This window comes from Mesorhizobium sp. ESP7-2, assembly GCF_020164715.1.
In the GTDB taxonomy this organism is placed as follows: domain Bacteria; phylum Pseudomonadota; class Alphaproteobacteria; order Rhizobiales; family Rhizobiaceae; genus Mesorhizobium.
Window position 1 is genome coordinate 1 of the sequence record NZ_JAIUGQ010000001.1, and the last position, 17,413, is coordinate 17,413.

At 63.8% G+C, this 17,413-nt stretch carries 17 protein-coding genes; 4 read left to right on the forward strand and 13 right to left on the reverse strand.

Annotation, left to right across the window (positions count from 1 at the left end; translation table 11 throughout):
• Nucleotides 1-81: 81 nt before the first annotated feature.
• Both LB543_RS00005 and LB543_RS00010 read right to left on the reverse strand, forming a co-directional pair.
• The gene (locus tag LB543_RS00005; RefSeq protein WP_140765465.1) at nucleotides 82-990 is read right to left on the reverse strand and encodes a DMT family transporter; all 909 of its coding nucleotides are present in this window, start codon (nucleotides 988-990) and stop codon (nucleotides 82-84) included.
• Between the two features lie 54 nt (nucleotides 991-1,044).
• Nucleotides 1,045-1,932, reverse strand: a complete 888-nt coding sequence (locus LB543_RS00010) for a DMT family transporter (protein WP_224612004.1) — start codon at nucleotides 1,930-1,932, stop codon at nucleotides 1,045-1,047.
• A gap of 337 nt (nucleotides 1,933-2,269) precedes the next feature.
• Here LB543_RS00010 and LB543_RS00015 point away from each other — a divergent pair, with 337 nt between their 5' ends.
• The 3 genes from LB543_RS00015 (at nucleotide 2,270) to LB543_RS00025 (ending at nucleotide 4,611) form a co-directional block, all read left to right on the forward strand.
• Entirely contained in the window at nucleotides 2,270-2,851 is a 582-nt protein-coding gene (locus tag LB543_RS00015) for a VOC family protein (RefSeq protein WP_224612006.1), read from the forward strand.
• Between the two features lie 27 nt (nucleotides 2,852-2,878).
• On the forward strand, nucleotides 2,879-3,739 hold the full coding sequence (locus LB543_RS00020) for a glutathione S-transferase family protein (protein WP_224612008.1): 861 nt from the start codon (nucleotides 2,879-2,881) through the stop codon (nucleotides 3,737-3,739).
• A gap of 164 nt (nucleotides 3,740-3,903) precedes the next feature.
• Nucleotides 3,904-4,611 (forward strand): response regulator transcription factor, encoded by a 708-nt coding sequence (locus LB543_RS00025; RefSeq protein ID WP_224612011.1) that lies wholly within the window; start codon nucleotides 3,904-3,906, stop codon nucleotides 4,609-4,611.
• A gap of 13 nt (nucleotides 4,612-4,624) precedes the next feature.
• On the opposite strand, the gene LB543_RS00030 is transcribed toward LB543_RS00025, so the two are convergent.
• The 3 genes from LB543_RS00030 to LB543_RS00040 form a co-directional block, all read right to left on the reverse strand.
• Nucleotides 4,625-5,728, reverse strand: a complete 1,104-nt coding sequence (locus LB543_RS00030) for a polyamine ABC transporter substrate-binding protein (RefSeq protein ID WP_224612013.1) — start codon at nucleotides 5,726-5,728, stop codon at nucleotides 4,625-4,627.
• 73 nt (nucleotides 5,729-5,801) lie between these two features.
• On the reverse strand, nucleotides 5,802-6,908 hold the full coding sequence (gene aguA / locus LB543_RS00035) for an agmatine deiminase (protein WP_224612015.1): 1,107 nt from the start codon (nucleotides 6,906-6,908) through the stop codon (nucleotides 5,802-5,804).
• Nucleotides 6,909-7,089: 181 nt separating this feature from the next.
• The gene (locus LB543_RS00040) at nucleotides 7,090-8,607 is read right to left on the reverse strand and encodes a S10 family peptidase (protein WP_224612017.1); all 1,518 of its coding nucleotides are present in this window, start codon (nucleotides 8,605-8,607) and stop codon (nucleotides 7,090-7,092) included.
• 191 nt (nucleotides 8,608-8,798) lie between these two features.
• On the opposite strand from LB543_RS00040, the gene LB543_RS00045 reads away from it, so the two are divergent.
• Nucleotides 8,799-9,302, forward strand: coding sequence for an OsmC family protein (locus LB543_RS00045; RefSeq protein ID WP_140812531.1), 504 nt, complete (start codon nucleotides 8,799-8,801; stop codon nucleotides 9,300-9,302).
• A gap of 50 nt (nucleotides 9,303-9,352) precedes the next feature.
• Here the strand turns inward: LB543_RS00045 and LB543_RS00050 are convergent, their stop codons facing one another.
• From LB543_RS00050 to LB543_RS00085, 8 genes are all read right to left on the reverse strand, one after another.
• Complete coding sequence (locus LB543_RS00050) at nucleotides 9,353-9,571, reverse strand: hypothetical protein (protein ID WP_140765447.1); 219 nt, start codon at nucleotides 9,569-9,571, stop codon at nucleotides 9,353-9,355.
• Nucleotides 9,572-9,819: 248 nt separating this feature from the next.
• Nucleotides 9,820-10,560 carry an SDR family NAD(P)-dependent oxidoreductase gene (locus LB543_RS00055; protein ID WP_224612019.1) on the reverse strand — a complete coding sequence of 247 codons (741 nt, stop codon included), beginning with the start codon at nucleotides 10,558-10,560 and terminating at the stop codon, nucleotides 9,820-9,822.
• Nucleotides 10,561-10,608: 48 nt separating this feature from the next.
• Nucleotides 10,609-12,078 carry an amidophosphoribosyltransferase gene (purF, locus tag LB543_RS00060; protein WP_140765443.1) on the reverse strand — a complete coding sequence of 490 codons (1,470 nt, stop codon included), beginning with the start codon at nucleotides 12,076-12,078 and terminating at the stop codon, nucleotides 10,609-10,611.
• Between the two features lie 105 nt (nucleotides 12,079-12,183).
• Entirely contained in the window at nucleotides 12,184-12,846 is a 663-nt protein-coding gene (locus LB543_RS00065; protein ID WP_224612021.1) for a CvpA family protein, read from the reverse strand.
• A 47-nt stretch (nucleotides 12,847-12,893) separates the two neighbouring features.
• Nucleotides 12,894-14,297: a DNA repair protein RadA gene (radA, locus tag LB543_RS00070; RefSeq protein ID WP_140812534.1), complete on the reverse strand. Its 1,404-nt coding sequence runs from the start codon at nucleotides 14,295-14,297 to the stop codon at nucleotides 12,894-12,896.
• An 84-nt stretch (nucleotides 14,298-14,381) separates the two neighbouring features.
• Nucleotides 14,382-15,872 carry a replicative DNA helicase gene (locus LB543_RS00075; RefSeq protein ID WP_127871426.1) on the reverse strand — a complete coding sequence of 497 codons (1,491 nt, stop codon included), beginning with the start codon at nucleotides 15,870-15,872 and terminating at the stop codon, nucleotides 14,382-14,384.
• 244 nt (nucleotides 15,873-16,116) lie between these two features.
• On the reverse strand, nucleotides 16,117-17,082 hold the full coding sequence (locus LB543_RS00080; RefSeq protein WP_224612023.1) for a small ribosomal subunit Rsm22 family protein: 966 nt from the start codon (nucleotides 17,080-17,082) through the stop codon (nucleotides 16,117-16,119).
• Between the two features lie 3 nt (nucleotides 17,083-17,085).
• Entirely contained in the window at nucleotides 17,086-17,409 is a 324-nt protein-coding gene (locus LB543_RS00085) for a YnfA family protein (protein WP_140509840.1), read from the reverse strand.
• Nucleotides 17,410-17,413: the final 4 nt, after the last annotated feature.

Below are 17,413 nucleotides of genomic sequence, written 5' to 3' on the forward strand. Positions count from 1 at the left end.
GGGTTTGGGGGGACTTGGGGGGTGGCCCGTCGCACCAACAATGTCCGGGCAAGGTGATGGTTCCGTGACTTCCGAAATTTTTTAAGAAATATCTGACGACGCTTGCCGGGAGCGTGCCATCAGCCAGTCGCGGCCGGCGTGGGCAAAGACCGCGCAGAGCACGATCGCGCCGCCGACCATGCTGGCCATCGGCGGTATTTCGGCCAGGAACAGAAATGCAAACAAGATCGCGAACGGAACTTCCGCCGAGCCGAGCAGGCCGGATTCAGGCGCCGGGATAAGCCGCGAGCCTTCCGTCCACAGGATGGAAGCCAGCGCGAAGGACGCGCCGAACGTGGCAAGCAGAACCGAGTCCCTTGCTGAGACCGCCAGGGGATCGGTGACGAACCAGCCGAGTATGAACAACAGGAAGGCCGAAACCGCGCCGGCCCACACCACGGGCGTGTCGCGGAAGGCGCGCACCATGATCATGTAGAGCGCACTGCCGGCCGTCATCAGCAGCGCCAGCCCGTCGCCGAACAGGTTGCCGGTGCCGAAACCCGACCACACCATGATGGCGACCCCGCACAGCGACACGGCCGCGGCCACCATCGTTTGCAGGCGGAAAGGCTCGCGCACCAGCATCCAGGCCAGTACGGCGGCAATGAAGGGCGAGGTCGCGTAGATCACCGCGACATTGGCGACGAAAGTAAACTTGAAAGCCGAAATGAAGGCGATGCTGGCCAGCGCGCCTTCTACCGCCAGCAGCCAGCCGCGCCAGCCAAGCCGCAGCGGTTCGCGGTTGCCGGCACGGCGGCGGCGCCACAGCACGTAGAGGCTGATCAGGATCGCGCCGACAAAGCCGCGCCAGCAGGTGATCGTCAGCGGATCGGCATGGATCGACTTGGTCAGCACGCCGGTCAGGCCGAATACAGCCGCCGAGGATGACACGAGAATGATGCCCAGCGTGCGCTCGGCGACAGTGTCGGTGGTGGCTGTCAGATCAGTCATGCCGCAAGACTACGCCACTCCATCCTGACATCGTAGCGTCAGCAATAATGAACATCAAAGCCGCTTGCGGAAATGCTCGCCACCGACGATCAGCAGGCCGGCGGCGACGATAAGGGCAGCACCCAGAAAGACCTCGCGACGCGGCACGTCGCCCCAGATCGCGAAGCCGAGCGCGAACGCCCACAGCAGTGAAGTGTATTCGAGTGGCGCCAGGATCGATGCCGGCGTGCGCTTCATGCCCTCGAAAAGAAGATATTGCGCCATGCCGCCGAGTGCACCGACGCCGGCAAGAAGCAGCAATTGCGTCGGGTCCGGCGTATGCCACCACAACAAAGCCGGCACCGCCGAAAACACCAGGAAATAGAAATTATTGAGGAGCAGCTGGATCATCGAGCGCTCGGCAAGCGCGGTCTTGCGCAGGAGCACGATGGCGATGCCCCACAGGAAGGCCGCCGTCAGCACAAGCACCACCGGCACGGACAGGCCGAGATGGGTGGGGTCGCAGGCGACGAAGACGCCGGCAAAGCCGATCAGAACCGCCAGCCAGCGCAGAACAGGCACCTTTTCGCCGAGCAGGACCACCGAAAGCACGGTGACGATGATCGGAGCTGCGTAATAGACGGTGGTCAGTTCGGCGAGCTGCAGGCTGCGGGCGGCATTGTAATAGCAAAGCCATGCGGCAAGCGTGAAGGCACTGCGCACCAGCATCGGCCGCACGATCGGCGAGCGCACCGTGTCGGCGAACAGCGTCCGCCCGTCGATGGCCGCGCAGGCACCGAGAATGGTGATGCTGCGGAAGAACATGATCTGCCAGACGCTCATGCCGGTGACCAGCAGCTTGATCGAGGCATCCTGCGTCGAAAACAGCAAGTAGGCGGCGCCGGTCAAAAAGATGCCGGCGAGAACCCTTTCGCGTGTATCGAGAATGGCGATATCGGCCATAAGGCATGCGCCTGCTTGAGTGGAGGCGGCTCCAGCCCCAGTCGGCTCCGCTCATGCCAGCTATACGGGCGAAATCCCGCACGGCGCTGCTCCAGCGCCGTGCTTGCGTTTGGGACAGGGAACGGCGGCGCGAAATACAGCCTGTCCCGGATGCGGCTTCTGGCGCGGCACGGCTGATTGGTTTAGCATCGTCGCATAAAGCGAAGGCCGAAGGGCAGGCGCGCAGACGCCTGGGAACGGACAGGGAGTTGGCGCCCAGCTCATGCCAGATGTAGCATGTGCAGGCGCGGCCTGCCGGCCGCCTCTGCCAGAGCGGATATTTCGGGGGAGAAGGCCGATGCAGAAACTGCAGTCGCAAGGCGTCCATCACATCACGCTGGTCGGTGCCGGCCGCCAGACCTCGATCGATTTCTGGGAAGGTGTGCTGGGCATGCCTTTCATCTTCGAGCAGCCCAACCTCGACAAGCCGACCGAAAGCCATCTGTATTTCGATCCGGGCGACGGCCGCCTGATCACCATCTTCACCGACGAGACCCGCACGGCCGAGAAGCGTCGCACCCCGACCGACCCGGGCTGCGTTCATCACATCGCCTTTTCGGTGTCGCGCGTCACCTTCCTGCAGGCGGTCGCCCGGCTCGACGAGCGCGCCATCAAGCACAGCGGCGTCAAGGATCGCGGCTTCATGGATTCGATCTATTTCGAGGATCCGCTCGGCCTGCTGATCGAGCTTGCCTCCTACCGTTTCGAGCCGCCTGCCGGCTTCACCCATGCCGACGTCCTGACGGAGGCGCATAAGCTTCGCGTGTCGCGTAGCGACTATAACATCGCCGAAGTGCATCTGGCTGACGCCATCCAGGCGCTGGTGGAACGCGCGCGGGCGACATTGTCGGCCGACCGGGCACCCAAAAATCCATACTGAAGACTGAACAGGCAAGGGGAGGAATACGTGGCAAAGGCAGTGATGAAGAGCGCAAGGAAACCGGCGGCCAAACCAGCGTCAAAAGCCGCCGCGAAGCCGGCAGCGAAAGCAGCGGCCAAACCAGCGGCCAAGACGGCGTCGAAGGCAGCCGCCGGCAAGACCGCGGCCAAGGCCAAGGCGAGACAGGCAAAGAAACCGGCACTGACCATCAGCATGCTGAAGCCGAGCGTCAACAACATGACCGTTCGCGTCTTTGCCCGCGCCGCCGGGCTCGACCATGCCGAGACCGATGCGTGGGGACACACGCGCTCGCCGGAATACATGGCGCGCAATCCGGCCCATCTGACGCCGATGATCGAGGACAAGGGCCTGCCGCGCGGCGTGCTTTGGGAGAGCTGCGCCATCATGCAATATCTTTCCAACAAACATGGGTTGGAGAAATTCTACCCCAAGGCGCCAGCCAAGCGGGCGATGATAGACAGCGCCATGTTCTATCTGATCGGCACGCTCTATCCCTATGTGGCGCGCGCCACCTATCCGGCGCTCGGCTTCCCGCAATATGCCGGCGAGGTCGGTCACAGTGACGCCCACCCGGACAGGAAATCGGAGGCGCAGAAGGCGGCGGTCGCCGCCATTGCCGAACCGCTCGAGGTCTTCCATTCCTTCTTCCGCGACGGCAAGCCGTTCATCGGCGGCAAGACCCCGTCGATCGCTGACATCCGCCTGGCAGCGACCCTCGAGTTCCTCGCCGTCATCGACTATGCGTTGCCCAAATGGGCGAGCGAATACATGGCGGCAATGGAGAAAAAGCTCGGCAAGGCCTATGCCGGCCCTGCCGGCGACGTGCGCGGCTACATCGCCCATGTGAGGTCGCAGGCCAAGGCGTGATTCCAACCATCGATGGGCCATGAGCTGCGGAGGCGGCCGCAGGACTGATTTCACCGGTGGCGTCGCGGTTCCCCGCCAGCTTGAAGTTGGCGGGGCTTGCGTTAGTCTGGGTGCGGATGCAGTCGAATTTTTCTCTCGACCGGCTTGAACGTTGGAGCGGTGGCGTGGCCGCCGCGGCCCTGGCGGCAACGCCCGAAGACTTGTCGGCCCGCTTCAGCGCGGCGGCAAGCATGCTGCTTGGCTCGGATCGTGTCTATGTTGGATTCTATCGTCGCGATATAACGTCCCTGACCATCGACGATGCCGGACCCGATCGCTGGAACCGCGACTATGATGCACGCATCTATCGCCAGGATCCCTTCTTTCAGAAGTTCGCCAGCACCAGACAGGATTTCCTGCTGCCGTTGTCGGCTCTCAGCCACGCCGATTTCCAGCGCACTCCGTACTATCGCGAATTCTATGGGCTTTCCGGCAGCTTCGATGAAATAACCGGCGTGTTCAACCTCGACGGACTGACCGCCGGCTATGTGACCTTTCTGCGCCGCGACGGCGCGCCGCGTTTTGGCGAGCATGATCTGGCGGTGGCCGGCGCCGTCAGCAGCGCGACAAAGCTCATTCTGCAAAGGCTGCTTCATTTGTGCCGTCTTCGAGACAAGGGGTCCGCAATCGAAGCCGCAGGGTCGCAACTCAGCGGCCGGGAAAGGCAGATCGCACGGCTCTTGGTCGAGGGCGGCAGCGCCAAGACGATTTCGCGAAACCTGTCGATTTCATCCGGCACCGTGCGCAACCACATCAAGCAGGTCTACCGCAAGCTCGGCGTGCACTCCCAGGTCGAGTTGCTGGCCGCCGGCTGGGAGGCTCCGCGCGACTGACGTTTCGCCAGCTTCACTGTCCGGTCACGACGCGTGTCCACATGCGGTTTTGCAGTCGCAGCAACTTTGCGTCGTTGTTCTCGACCACGAACAGCCTGGCCTTCACGTCATCGGGCGGGAAAACGCCGGGATCCTTGGCGACGGCCTGATCCATCAGCGGCAGGGATTCCGGGATCGCATTGGCATAGGAAACATAACTGGAATTGGCCGCTGCGATATCGGGCCGCAAGTTGAAATCGATCCAGGCCTGGGCATTCTCCGGATGCGGCGCATCCTTCGGCACCGCCATCGTATCGAAGTTTATCAGCGTGCCTTCCCTGGGAATGGAATAGGCAATCTCCAGCTTCTTCGCGGATTCCGCCGCACGGGTCTTGGCCTGCAATATGTCGCCCGACCACCCCAGCACGACACAGATGTCGCCATTCGCCAGGTCGTTGATGTATTTCGACGAGTGGAAGTAACGGATATAGGGCCGCACCTTGCCCATCAAGTCCTCGACCTTGGCGAGGTCGTCCGGACTGGTCGACCTGGGATCGATGTGGAGATAGTTCATAGCCATTGGAATGATCTCCGCCGGAGCATCGATCATGGCGACGCCGCAATCGGAGAATTTCTTGACGACGTCGACGTCGAAGACCATGGCGAAGGAATCTGTCGGCGCGTCCGGCATCCGTTGCTTGACGGCAGCGACATTGTAGCCGATGCCGTCTGTGACGGCCATGTAAGGCACGGCGTGCAGGTTCTGCGGGTCCGCGCCCGCGATCAGCGACAGGGCTTGCGGATCGATTTTCGAGTGGTTTGAAAGCTTCGATCTGTCGAGCTGCAGGAAAACGCCCGCCTTCACCTGGTTCTTCAGGAACGGGAAGGCCGAGGGATAGACCACGTCATATCCCGAGCCGCCGGTGAGCAGCTTCGTTTCAAGGACCTCGTTGCCGTCATAGACATCGTAGCGGACCTTGATACCTGTCTCCTTCTCGAATTTCTCGGCCGTGTCCGGCGCGATATAGTCGGACCAGTTGTAGACGTTGACCACCTTCTCATCGTCCGCCCGAGCGACGCCGAAGCAGATGTCGCAGGCAAGCGCAACAGTCAGGATTGGGAAGAGCAGAGCGCGCATGGGGGGCCTCCTTTCGCTGGCGGCGGCCGATGCGGCGCACCGTTCCAAGTTTCACTTTCGGCACGCTTGCCGCTCAACGCCGCTGCGGCGCATAAACGGGTAAGGTGATACAGGCGACGTTGCCGCCGCCGAGCAGGATTTCGCGGGAGTTCTCGATGCCGACCACCTTGTGGTCGGGGAACAGCGTGGCCAGCTGCTGCTTTGCCTGCCGGTCGAGATCGCAGCCGAACTCCGGCACGACCACGACGCTGTTGCCTGGATAATAGTTGATGTAACTCGCCGCGATCCTGTTGCCGGCCGGCCGCGCCCAGGTCGAATCGACCCGGTCCACGCTCTCGCTCTCTTCCATCGTCGTCTCGATCGGCAGGGGATGATGCAGCCGATGCACCTCCAGGCTGCGGCCCCGCGCATCACGGGCCGAGCGCAGCACCTCTTCGGCTTCGCGCACGATCTCATATTGCGGGTCGTCCCGGTCTTCGGTCCAGCTCAGCGCGACCACGCCAGGGCGCACGAAGCAGCAGAGGTCGTCGACATGGCCATCCGTCTCGTCGAAGGCAAAACCACGCGGCAGCCAGATGACGTGATCGACGCCGAGATAGTCGCCAAGCCGGCTTTCCACCTCAGCCTTGCCGAGATGGGCATTACGATTGCGATTGAGCAGGCACTGCTCGGTCGTGATGAGCGTACCTTGGCCATCGCATTGCAAACCACCACCTTCGGCGATCAGCGGCGCGCGGTAGCGATCCATTCTCTCGACCTCGAGTACTTTTTGTGCAGCGAGGTCGTCCAGATCCCAGGGCGAATAGAGGCCGCCGTCGAAACCGCCATAAGCGTTGAAGATCCAGTCGACGCCGCGCACGCCGCCGTGGTCATTGACGACGAAATTGGGGCCACTGTCCCGGAGCCAGGAATCGTTGGTGGACATCTCCACGACGCGCACATGGCTGGGCAATCGCGCTCTTGCGTTCTGCCACTGGCGGCTGGATGCCGCCACCGTCACCGGCTCGCTTTGTGCGATCGCGGCGGCGACGTTGGCGAATAGCTTCTGCGCCGGCTTGGCGCCCAGACGCCAGGTGTCCGGCCGTTCCGGCCAGATCAGCCAACAGCCTGATTTGGGTTCGAATTCGCCAGGGGCGCGAAACCCATCCTGTCTCGGTGTGGTCGAGAGCGTATGTGACATTGTGAACTGCCGGAAAAATGGAACGACGAAACTTTCCCGGATCAGACGGTTTTGGGGCCTTGTCCGTCAATGTCCCATTTGGGATAGCTTGATCACTGCGCCAGCCACTGGACCTGCGTTCGGCTGGGGCGAGCACCATTGGCGCCTGCCTTGGTTGCCCGCAAGTGCGATGCGCTATCGTTTACTGCGTCGCCTGATAAAGCTCCGAAGCGGCCTCTTTCAGCGCGCGCCGTCCGTCCGGCCTCAGATACATCATGTGCCCACCTTCAACGACGTCGAGGCGGATCGGCCTGGCGCCGGCGAGCGAGGGGATCTGGCTGACCAGATAACGCGACGCCAGGTAGGGAGTGACGAGATCGGTGTAGCCGTTGACGATGACGACGCCCAGCGCAGGATTCAAGGAGCGCGCCCGCTGCAAATCGTCCATCACGCCGGCATAGCCTTGGCGCGAGCCGCTCGTGCCATAGTCCCAGTTGTGGCTGATATCGCCGTTCAGCAAGCGGTAGCTGACGTCGGTGCGAAAGTTCAGCTCATCGCGCGCGTAGCCGACAAAGGCCGAGGTCAGCGCCGGCACACTGCGGTCCAGTACCGGATCGGGACCGGCGATGCGGGGGCTCTGGGGAGCGATGTCCGCCGTCGCGATCATGCCGTCATAGGGGCTGAGCACCTTGCCCGTGGCACGGGCAAACTCCCTTGCGAAGAGCGAGGTCGGGACGCGGGCGAAGTTGCGGTGAACGAGATCGGGCGGCAGGCCGGTGATCTCGGCGACGCGATCGCTCGCCAGCCGCCCCCCTTGCTCCAGCCCACTGCTGAGCGCGGTAAGGTACTCGCCAAGTGCATAATGCTCGATCCCGGCGAGCTTTTCCCGCAGTGTATCGCCGCTGACACCCTCGCTGCGCAGGCGGACCGCGGCGAGCGAGGGGAGTTCGAGAGCCCAATGAAGCGGCTCGAATTCGTCGGGCTGGACGAGGGTGAATTCCAGCGCCGGCGAGATCAGCACGATGCCGCTCGGGCTGATGCCGATATCTTCCTGCAGCGTCCTGGCAAGCAGCGCGGCCCGGAACCCGCCATAGCTCTCACCGGCGAGGAACAGCGGAGATCCCGTGCGGCCGTTTTGGGCGAGATAGAGCCGGATGAAGGCGCCGATCGAACTGGCGTCCTGGCTGACGCCCCAGAAGTCGTGCGTATCTTGGCCAGGCGCCTCGCGACTGTAGCCAGTTCCCACCGGGTCAACGAAGACGAGATCGGTCATGTCGAGCCAGCTGTCGGGATTGTCGATGAGCCTTTGCGGCGAGGGGAGGAATTCCCCGTCGGCTCCGGTCGCCACGATGCGCGGTCCGAGCGCGCCGAGATGCAGATAGGCTGAAGCGGCACCCGGGCCGCCGTTGAACACGAAGGTGATTGGCCGCGGCGCTACCGTCGCGACGCTCTCCCGCGGTTTCAGCGTATAGGCAGCATAGAAGATCTCCGCCGTGACCTCGCCCTTGCCGGAGAGCAGCGGAAGCGTGCCAGCCTTTGCCTGGTACTGCAGACTGCGCCCGGCAATGGTGATCGAATGGTCGGTGATCGCGGGCGGCGGCAGCAGCGACAGCACGCCGCCCGCGGGTGCCGACCGCTCTGGCGTTTCGGCCACGAGTGGCTGCACGAAGCCGGCAAGCAGGAAGAGGGCAAGGGGGACGAGTTTCAGCTTGGAATGCATGAGGCCTCCGCGGGAACGACTCCCGCATAGGTATGGCCGAGGCGAATGAAGTCAAAGAGAATAGGGATGGCGAGCCCTCTGCTGTCCCGCCGACACCAGTTACTGATAGCTCGGGTCGCCCTGCTCGGATTGGCTCACACGTCTTGCACGACCGTGCTATCAAGGCAGAAAGCCGTTCGAAAGGAACGAAAATGGACGCAACCGAGCTCAAGGCCATCCAGGCGCCGCTGAAGCAGGCCTACCGCGACGACGCCGCGCAAGCACTGATCACGCTGAGGGCGAAGGGCTCGATCGACGAACAGTCGGTGGCCTGCAAGGTCGAGACGGGCAGGGCGTTGGCAATCGCCGGCCTCCATCCGGCAACAGGCGGTTCGGGGCTCGAACTGTGCTCCGGCGACATGCTGCTCGAGGCGTTGGTGGCGTGCGCCGGGGTGACGTTGAAAGCGGTGGCGACGGCACTCGAATTCAAGCTCGGCGCCGCGACCGTTGAGGCCGAAGGCGACCTTGATTTTCGCGGCACGCTCGGCGTCGCCAGGGACGCGCCGGTAGGCTTTCGCGCCATCCGGCTCAATTTCGATCTCGACACGGATGAGCCGCAGGAGCGGATCGATTCGCTGCTGAAGCTGACCGAGCGCTATTGCGTGGTGTTCCAGACCATAAACCAGAAGCCGGACCTGACGGTGAGCGCGCGGTGATGAATCACAAGGCCCGCGGCGGAGGCCGCGGGCCTTGTGATTCCTGATGTTTACTGAGCTGACGGTGCTTCGGCGTCGCCTTCGTCGGTGAAGGGCGAGGCGCTCGGCACGCACTGCACGGACCAGCCGGCGGGTGTCGGCTGCTTCTGATACTCGGTGATGGCGGCGGTGCATTGTTCGCGCTTGTCGAAGGTGCTGGGCAGCACGACCATGCCGCCCTGCGGGCCGGCGATTACCAGATACCAGACCAATGCTGCGGTCGTAGCCATGGAGTTTTCCTTGTCTGCCCAGCAGGGCGCTTGGTGTGGGAGTCGTCCAATGCTAACAACTCCTCGGAAATGACGAAAGCATGACCACCGCCTTAGATCACAGGCGCGTCATGATTCGGCAGGTTTTCGGGCTGGGCGTGTTGCAACCGCCACAATTCAATCGGTCGCAAAGCAATGGAGCATCGAGAACTGTGCGGCCGTGATGACCCGTCATGGCCGCCTCTTCGGCACCGTCAAAGGCTCGAGTTTTATTCCGGTTGCCGGTAGGCGACGAAGCGGTTGTGCTTGGCCTGGAAGATCAGCCCGGTCTCTTTGAGGTCCGGGCTGGCCAGCGGCACGATGCGTTTGGCGATCTCGGAGGGGTGCGGCAATGTCTCGGGATCTTCACCGGGCACGGCTTGCGCGCGCATCGCGGTGCGGGTGGCGCCGGGGTCGGCGGCATTGACGCGCAGCGGCAGGTTTTGCGTCTCATGCGCCCAGGAGCGCATCATGGTCTCCACTGCCGCCTTCGATGCAGCGTAAGGCCCCCAGAAGGCGCGCGCCGAATGCGCGACGTTCGAAGACAGAATAATCGCCCGGCCGGCATCCGAAAGCCGCAGCAGCGGGTCGACGGAGCGGATCAGCCGCCAGGACGAGGTGACGTTGATGGTCATCACCTTTTCGAAGGTCTTGGCCTCGACATGGCCGATCGGCGAGATGACGCCGAGCACGCCGGCATTGGCGACGAGGATGTCGAGCTTGCCCCAGCGCTCATGGATGGCGCCGCCCAGCCGGTCGATGCCGGCCATGTCTGCGAGATCGAGCGGGACCAGCGTCGCCTGGCCGCCGGCCGCCTTGATCTGGTCGTCGAGCTCTTCCAGTCCACCGACGGTGCGGGCAACCGCGATGACGTGCGCACCGGCGGCCGCCAGTTCCCTGGCGATGAAATAGCCGATGCCGCGCGAGGCGCCGGTGACGACCGCAACGCGGCCGGTAAGATCGAGTGTCATGCGATGGCTTCCGGAAATCTAACTAGCGCTGGTGACGGTCCGGCAATCCTACGCCCCGCTCGTCGCCAGCAGCGACAGCGTGCGCACATTGTCGTGGCCTTCGAAGTCGAGCAGGCGGGTCGGGTACTGGCCGGTGAAGCACGCATCGCAGAACTGCGGCTGTTCGTCGTCGCGGCTGGCCTCGCCGACGGCTCGGTAGAGCCCGTTGATCGACAGGAAGCCGAGCGAATCGACGCGGATGAACTCGGCCATTTCTTCCACCGACATGCGCGATGCCAGCAGCTTCGACTTCTCCGGCGTGTCGACGCCGTAGAAGCACGACGCGCTGGTCGGCGGCGAGGCGATGCGCATGTGCACTTCCTTGGCGCCGGCGTCGCGCACCATCTGCACGATCTTCTGGCTGGTGGTGCCGCGCACGATGGAATCGTCGACCAGCACCACGCGCTTGCCCTCGATCATGCGGCGATTGGCGTTGTGCTTGAGCTTGACGCCCATGTGGCGGATCGAATCGCCGGGCTGGATGAAGGTGCGGCCGACATAGTGGTTGCGGATGATGCCGAGTTCGAAGGGAATGCCCGCCGCCTGGCTGAAGCCGATTGCCGCCGGCGTGCCCGAGTCCGGCACCGGCACGACGATGTCGGCCTCGACCGGATTCTCCTGCGCCAGTTCGGCGCCGATGCGCTTGCGCACCTCATAGACATTGCGGCCCTCGACCGAAGAGTCGGGCCGGGCAAAATAGACATATTCGAAGATGCAGAATCGGGTCTTCTGCGGTTCGAATGGGAACAGGCTCTCGATGCCCTTGGAAGTGACGACGACCATCTCGCCGGGCTTCAGGTCGCGCACGAAGCGGGCGCCGATGATGTCGAGCGCGCAGGTCTCGGAGGCCAGGATCCAGGCGCCGTCGAGATCGCCCAGCACCAGCGGACGGATGCCGAGCGGGTCGCGGCAGCCGATCATCTTCTTGGCCGTCATCGCCACCAGCGAGAAGGCGCCCTCGACCTGGCGCACCGCGTCGATGAAGCGCGAATTGAGGTCGCGCTCCTTGCTGGTCGCGACCAGATGCAAAAGCGTCTCGGTGTCGGAGGTGGAGGAGAAGATCGCGCCCTGCTTCTGCAAGGCCCGTTGCACGGTCATCGCGTTGGTGAGGTTGCCGTTGTGGGCCACAGCGAAGCCGCCATCGGCCAATTCGGCGAAGAAGGGCTGGATGTTGCGCATGCCGGCGCCGCCAGTGGTGGCGTAACGCGTGTGGCCGATCGCGCGGTTGCCTTGCAGGCTATCGATGACGCGTTGCTTGGTGAAGGTGTCGCCGATCAGGCCGACATGGCGTTCGACATGGAACTGGGTGCCGTCGTAGGAGACGATGCCGGCCGCTTCCTGGCCGCGATGCTGCAGCGCATGCAGGCCGAGTGTGACGATGGCTGCCGCATCCTGCCGGCCAAAGATGCCGAAGACTCCGCATTCGTCATGGAAATGATCGTCAGCCTCGGCGGAAAGCACGTCGTCTGCGTCTGCCATTTTAAGCTCCGCTAAAATCGCCATATAAGGCTGTCGCCCGTCGAAAGCAACGCACTGCGTGCGATCGTTCACATGGATCGATCGTCCGACGCCCAGTTTGCTGCCTCAGTTCGCCGGCGCAGGCGTCGGATTGGCTGGAGCCGGGGCGTTGTCGGCCGGCGCCGTTTCGTTGTCGTCAGGCGCCGGCGCATTGGCATCGTCACCCGTTGCCGGCGCATCCGCCGCTGGCGCATCCGGGGCAGCCGGGGTTTCGGCTGTTTTCGGGCTGAGCTTCTTGAGGATTGCGTTCTCGGTGTCGGCGGGCAGCAGACTCTCAATCTTGGCGCCGATCTGTTCCAGCAGCGGCCGCGACTTGGCTTCCGTCACCCAGACCGGGGCCTTGGCACCGGCCAGCCAGTTGAAGAACAGCAGCGCCACAGCGACGACCAGGATGCCGCGCGCGGCACCGTAGAGGAAGCCGAGCGTGCGGTCGAGCGCGCCGATGCGCGAATCGATGATCCAGTCGGCGAGCTTCATGGTGATGACCGAGACGACGATCAATGCGACGATGAAGACCACGCCGGCGGCAGCCGCCATGGCGATCTTCTCATTGTCGATATAGGGCTTCAGGTAGGGCAGGACCGGTTTGTAAAAGAAGAAGGCCGCCGCCGCTGCCGCCGCCCACGAAACAACCGACAGGACCTCGCGTGAAAAGCCGCGAACCATGGCGAGCATCGCCGAGACCAGGGTGAAGCCGACCAGAATTCCGTCAAGCAGCGTAATCGGCATGTCTTTGGCCCCACTCCGATCTCATTTTCACGGCTCGGCGAGCCGCGTCATTCTTCATCGTCGGCACGGCTGCGCCGTGAGCCGGCTATGCGCGCCACGAGGTCGGCAAGCTCGGTGGGCTGGAAAGCGCCGGCCCCGATCCCCCCAGCAAGTTCCTCGCTGCCCAAGGGCAGAACCGCGCTACCAAAACCCAGCTTTTCGGCTTCCTTGAGGCGCTGCTGCGCATGCGCAACCGGCCTCACCGCGCCCGAAAGGCTGATTTCGCCGAAATAGACGCAATCGGCGGGAAGGGCAAGGCCGGTGAGCGAGGAAACCAGTGCGGCGGCGACCGCGAGATCGGCCGCCGGCTCGCTGATGCGATAGCCGCCGGCGACGTTGAGATAGACGTCATGCTGCCCGAAACGGACACCGCAATGCGCCTCCAGCACCGCCAGCACCATCGACAGCCGCGCGCCGTCCCAGCCGACCACCGCCCGGCGCGGCGTGCCGAGCGAGGAGGGTGCGACCAATGCCTGGATCTCGACCAGAACGGGCCTTGTGCCTTCCATGCCGGCGAAAACCGCCGCTCCCGGCGATTTCGCGTGCCGTTCGCCAAGAAAAAGTTCGGACGGGTTGGAGACCTCGCGCAGACCCTTGTCCGACATTTCGAAGACGCCGATCTCGTCCGTCGGTCCGAAGCGGTTCTTCACCGTGCGCAGGATGCGGAAGTGGTGGCCGCCTTCGCCCTCGAAATAGAGCACGCCGTCGACCATGTGCTCGACCACGCGCGGACCGGCGATCTGGCCTTCCTTGGTGACGTGGCCGACCAGCACGATCGCGGCCCCCGTGGATTTCGCATAGCGGATCATTGCCTGGGCGGCGGCGCGTACCTGGGTCACCGTGCCCGGCGCCGAATCGGCAAGGTCCGTCCACAGCGTCTGGATCGAATCGAGGATGACCAGATCCGGCCGCTTGCCGTCGGCGATCGTGGCGAGGATGTCCTCGACATTGGTCTCGGCCGCCAGTTCCACGGGCGACGACGCGACGCCGAGCCTCTGCGCGCGCAGCCTGATCTGGGCAACCGCCTCTTCGCCCGAGACATAGACGATGCGATGGCCCTTGGAGGCAAGAGCGGCCGCCGCCTGCGTGAGCAGCGTCGACTTGCCGATGCCGGGATCGCCGCCGACCAGAAGTGCAGAGCCGCGTACGAAACCGCCACCGGTGGCGCGGTCGAGTTCGCCGATGCCCGAGACGATGCGCGGTGCGTCCTCGATGTCGCCCGAAAGCGTGGTCAGCACCACGGCCCGGCCCTTGCGGGCATTGCGCGTGTTGGCCGGCCCCGAACCGATGCCTCCTGATGTGCCTTCCTCGACCAGCGTGTTCCACTCGCCGCAGGCGTCGCATTTGCCGGCCCAGCGCTGATGCACCGAACCGCAATTCTGGCAGATGAACTGGACGCGGGACTTGGCCATCAGGCGCGGCCTGCGTATTTGGCCATTGCAAGCGATCTCAGGGTTGGCGGGACAGCGTGGCGGAACGAGGCTTTTCTCAAGAGATCACTCAAACCTCTCCGCGATGTGGTGTTCTTCCGCGAGATCCGAGAAGCGGGTGAACTCGCCGTGGAAGGCGAGCGTGACCGTGCCCGTCGGCCCGTGGCGTTGCTTGGCCACGATCACCTCGGCCTTGCCGCGCATCTCGTTCATCTCGTTTTCCCACTTGACGTATTCCTCGGTGCCGAGCTTCGGCTCGCGGTTCTTGAGGTAATATTCCTCGCGGTAGACGAAGATGACGACGTCGGCGTCCTGCTCGATCGAACCGGATTCGCGCAGATCGGAGAGCTGCGGGCGCTTGTCGTCGCGGCTTTCGACCTGACGCGAGAGCTGCGACAGCGCGATGATCGGCACGGTCAGTTCCTTGGCCAGGGCTTTCAGGCCCGTGGTGATCTCGGTGATTTCCTGCACGCGGTTCTGCGAGGACTTGGCAGATGAGCCCTGCATCAGCTGGATATAGTCGATGACGATCAGGTCGAGGCCACGCTGGCGCTTCAGGCGACGCGCGCGGGCAGACAACTGAGCAATGGAAATACCGCCGGTCTGGTCGATGAACAGCGGGATCTTTTGCATGGTCTGCGAACAGGCGACCAGTTTTTCGAAATCCATTTCGCTGATTTCGCCGCGGCGGATCTTCGATGAGGAGATTTCCGTCTGTTCGGAAATGATACGGGTCGCGAGCTGTTCGGACGACATTTCGAGCGAGAAAAACCCGACGACGCCGCCATTGGCCGCCTTGAACGAGCCGTCGGCTTGTTGTGCCGGCACATAGGCCTCGGCGACGTTGAAGGCGATGTTGGTGGCGAGCGAGGTTTTGCCCATGCCCGGACGGCCGGCAAGCACGATCAGATCGGAGGGCTGCAGGCCGCCCATGCGGCGGTCGAGATCGCGCATGCCGGTGGCGAGGCCCGACAGACCGCCGTCGCGCATATAGGCGGCATTGGCCATGTCGACCGCGGTCTTGACCGCGTCGGTGAAGCTCTCGAAGCCGCCGTCATAGCGCCCGGTTTCGGCCAATTCGAACAGGCGGCGCTCGGCGTCCTCGATCTGTTCGGAAGGCGACATGTCGACAGGTGCGTCATAGGCGATGTTGACCATGTCCTCGCCGACCGTGATCAACGCCCGGCGCGTCGCCAGGTCATAGATGGCGCGGCCGTAATCGGTGGCGTTGACGACGGTGACGGCTTCCACCGCCAGCCGCACGACATATTGCGCCACCGTCATGTCGCCGACCTTTTCGTCGGCGGGCAGGAAGGTCTTCAGCGTGATCGGCGTCGCCGCCTTGCCCATGCGGATCAACTCGGCCGCGACGTCGAAGATCTTGCGGTGCAGGGGTTCGTGGAAATGGCCGGACTTCAGGAAGTCGGACACTCGGTAGAAGGCATCGTTGTTGACGAGGATGGCGCCAAGCAGCGCCTGCTCGGCCTCGATGTTGTTGGGCGATTCGCGATAGAGCGGTTGCTCCGCGACGCCGAATTTTCGCGCTGCCTCTGCCATGATGTCCCCGATTTAAATCCCGGCCTTTGGATATCAGAACTGGACAAGTCGGTGCTGACTTATCTGCAACAGCCCGTGTCGAAGCGACTTTGATACTCGCGATTCACAGCCAAAATTTTTCCGTGGAAAGAATCGCAATTGACTCGAATCGAGGGTTGCGAGTTTAGCGTTTCTCGAAAGAGAACAAAACAGGAAACTGGAGCTACGGGACACCGGTTTGCGGAGCGATCGTATTCGTTTCCTCTCATGTCAGCGCATCGCCCCAGTCCAGCCGCCGCGCTACCTTGAAGGCGTCGCCGTCGCGTTTGGTGAAGAGCTTTTCGTTGGCGCTGCCGTCCGCCTCGCAGAGTTTCAGCGCAATCTTGCCCGAGCCTGACTTCGGCGGCGCGATCACCCTTGCGGCGCGGGAGGCTGCCGGCTGGCGCGAAGCGGCGACATAGATGAATTTCTCGTCCTCCCACGGTACCTCCGCCTCTTTGGCTAGCCGGTGCAGGCGCGAGCGGGCGACGCGGCGGGAAAAGTGGCACCAGTCGGGCGGATTGAGCGGGCAGGGTGCTTCGTGCGGACAAGGCGCCAGCACATACGCGCCGGCATCGATCAACTGCTGGCGCACCGCCAGAATTCGCAGCCAGCCCGCCGGCGTGCCCGGCTCGACGACCAGCAACGTGTCGGTCGTGAGTTGCCACAGCCGGTCGACCATTTTGGGCAGGGATGCCGGCACGACCTCGTCCAGCACATAGGCGCATGTGACGAGATCGGCCGGTTGCAGGTCGCCAAGGTCTGTCGTGACATCGCCGGCCCGCCAGACGGTCCGGGCCGCGATTGCATCGGCGGCAAGCGTCTCGCCGATCTTGCGCACCGCGGCACTCGCCTCCAGCAATGTGGCCAATTCCAGTTCGGGCCAGAGGTCGCTGGTGGCCCAAAGTACCGTACCAGGGCCGGCGCCAACGTCGAGCAAGGTCGCGGGCGTGAAATCCGGCCGGGCTTCGGCGAGCGCATCGAGGCTGGCGCGGACCGCCGCATAGGTCGCAGGCATCCGTGTCGTCAGATAGGCTTTGACCGCCATGTCCTGCGCCATGTGCAGGCGGCCGTCGCGCAGTTCGGCGCGGTAGCGGTCGGACAGGATTTTCGCGGCCTGCTTCAGGTCCGGCAGCGGCACCCTTTCCAAAATACGATCGACAGCCTGTCGAAGTGTGGCCGGCAGTTCCACGGCCTATGCCCCTCTCGGCGCAAGCAGGATGATCGAGGCGCCGGCCATGCAGAGCGCCGCGCCGGCAAGGTCCCAGCGATCGGGCCGCACACCCTCAACCAGCCACAACCAGGCGAGCGAGGCAGCGATGTAGATACCGCCATAAGCGGCATAGGCGCGGCCGGCCGCACTGATGTCGACCAATGCCAGAAGCCAGGCGAACACAAGCAGCGAGGCAAAGCCCGGCAGCAGCCAGAGCGGCGACTTCTCCAGCCGCCACCACGCCCACACCGAAAAGCAGCCGGCGATCTCGGCCAGCGCCGCGGCTGTGTAGAGGAGATAGGTCATGAAA

Coding starts and splice junctions, on each gene's coding strand:
- LB543_RS00030 (WP_224612013.1), bottom strand. CDS start 5,728: ATGCGCGCTCTGCTCTTCCCAATCCTGACTGTTGCGCTTGCCTGCGAC.
- radA (WP_140812534.1), bottom strand. CDS start 14,297: ATGGCCAAGTCCCGCGTCCAGTTCATCTGCCAGAATTGCGGTTCGGTG.
- LB543_RS00005 (WP_140765465.1), bottom strand. CDS start 990: ATGACTGATCTGACAGCCACCACCGACACTGTCGCCGAGCGCACGCTG.
- LB543_RS00040 (WP_224612017.1), bottom strand. CDS start 8,607: ATGCATTCCAAGCTGAAACTCGTCCCCCTTGCCCTCTTCCTGCTTGCC.
- LB543_RS00050 (WP_140765447.1), bottom strand. CDS start 9,571: ATGGCTACGACCGCAGCATTGGTCTGGTATCTGGTAATCGCCGGCCCG.
- LB543_RS00045 (WP_140812531.1), top strand. CDS start 8,799: ATGGACGCAACCGAGCTCAAGGCCATCCAGGCGCCGCTGAAGCAGGCC.
- aguA (WP_224612015.1), bottom strand. CDS start 6,908: ATGTCACATACGCTCTCGACCACACCGAGACAGGATGGGTTTCGCGCC.
- LB543_RS00055 (WP_224612019.1), bottom strand. CDS start 10,560: ATGACACTCGATCTTACCGGCCGCGTTGCGGTCGTCACCGGCGCCTCG.
- LB543_RS00010 (WP_224612004.1), bottom strand. CDS start 1,932: ATGGCCGATATCGCCATTCTCGATACACGCGAAAGGGTTCTCGCCGGC.
- LB543_RS00015 (WP_224612006.1), top strand. CDS start 2,270: ATGCAGAAACTGCAGTCGCAAGGCGTCCATCACATCACGCTGGTCGGT.
- purF (WP_140765443.1), bottom strand. CDS start 12,078: ATGGCAGACGCAGACGACGTGCTTTCCGCCGAGGCTGACGATCATTTC.
- LB543_RS00065 (WP_224612021.1), bottom strand. CDS start 12,846: ATGCCGATTACGCTGCTTGACGGAATTCTGGTCGGCTTCACCCTGGTC.
- LB543_RS00085 (WP_140509840.1), bottom strand. CDS start 17,409: ATGACCTATCTCCTCTACACAGCCGCGGCGCTGGCCGAGATCGCCGGC.
- LB543_RS00075 (WP_127871426.1), bottom strand. CDS start 15,872: ATGGCAGAGGCAGCGCGAAAATTCGGCGTCGCGGAGCAACCGCTCTAT.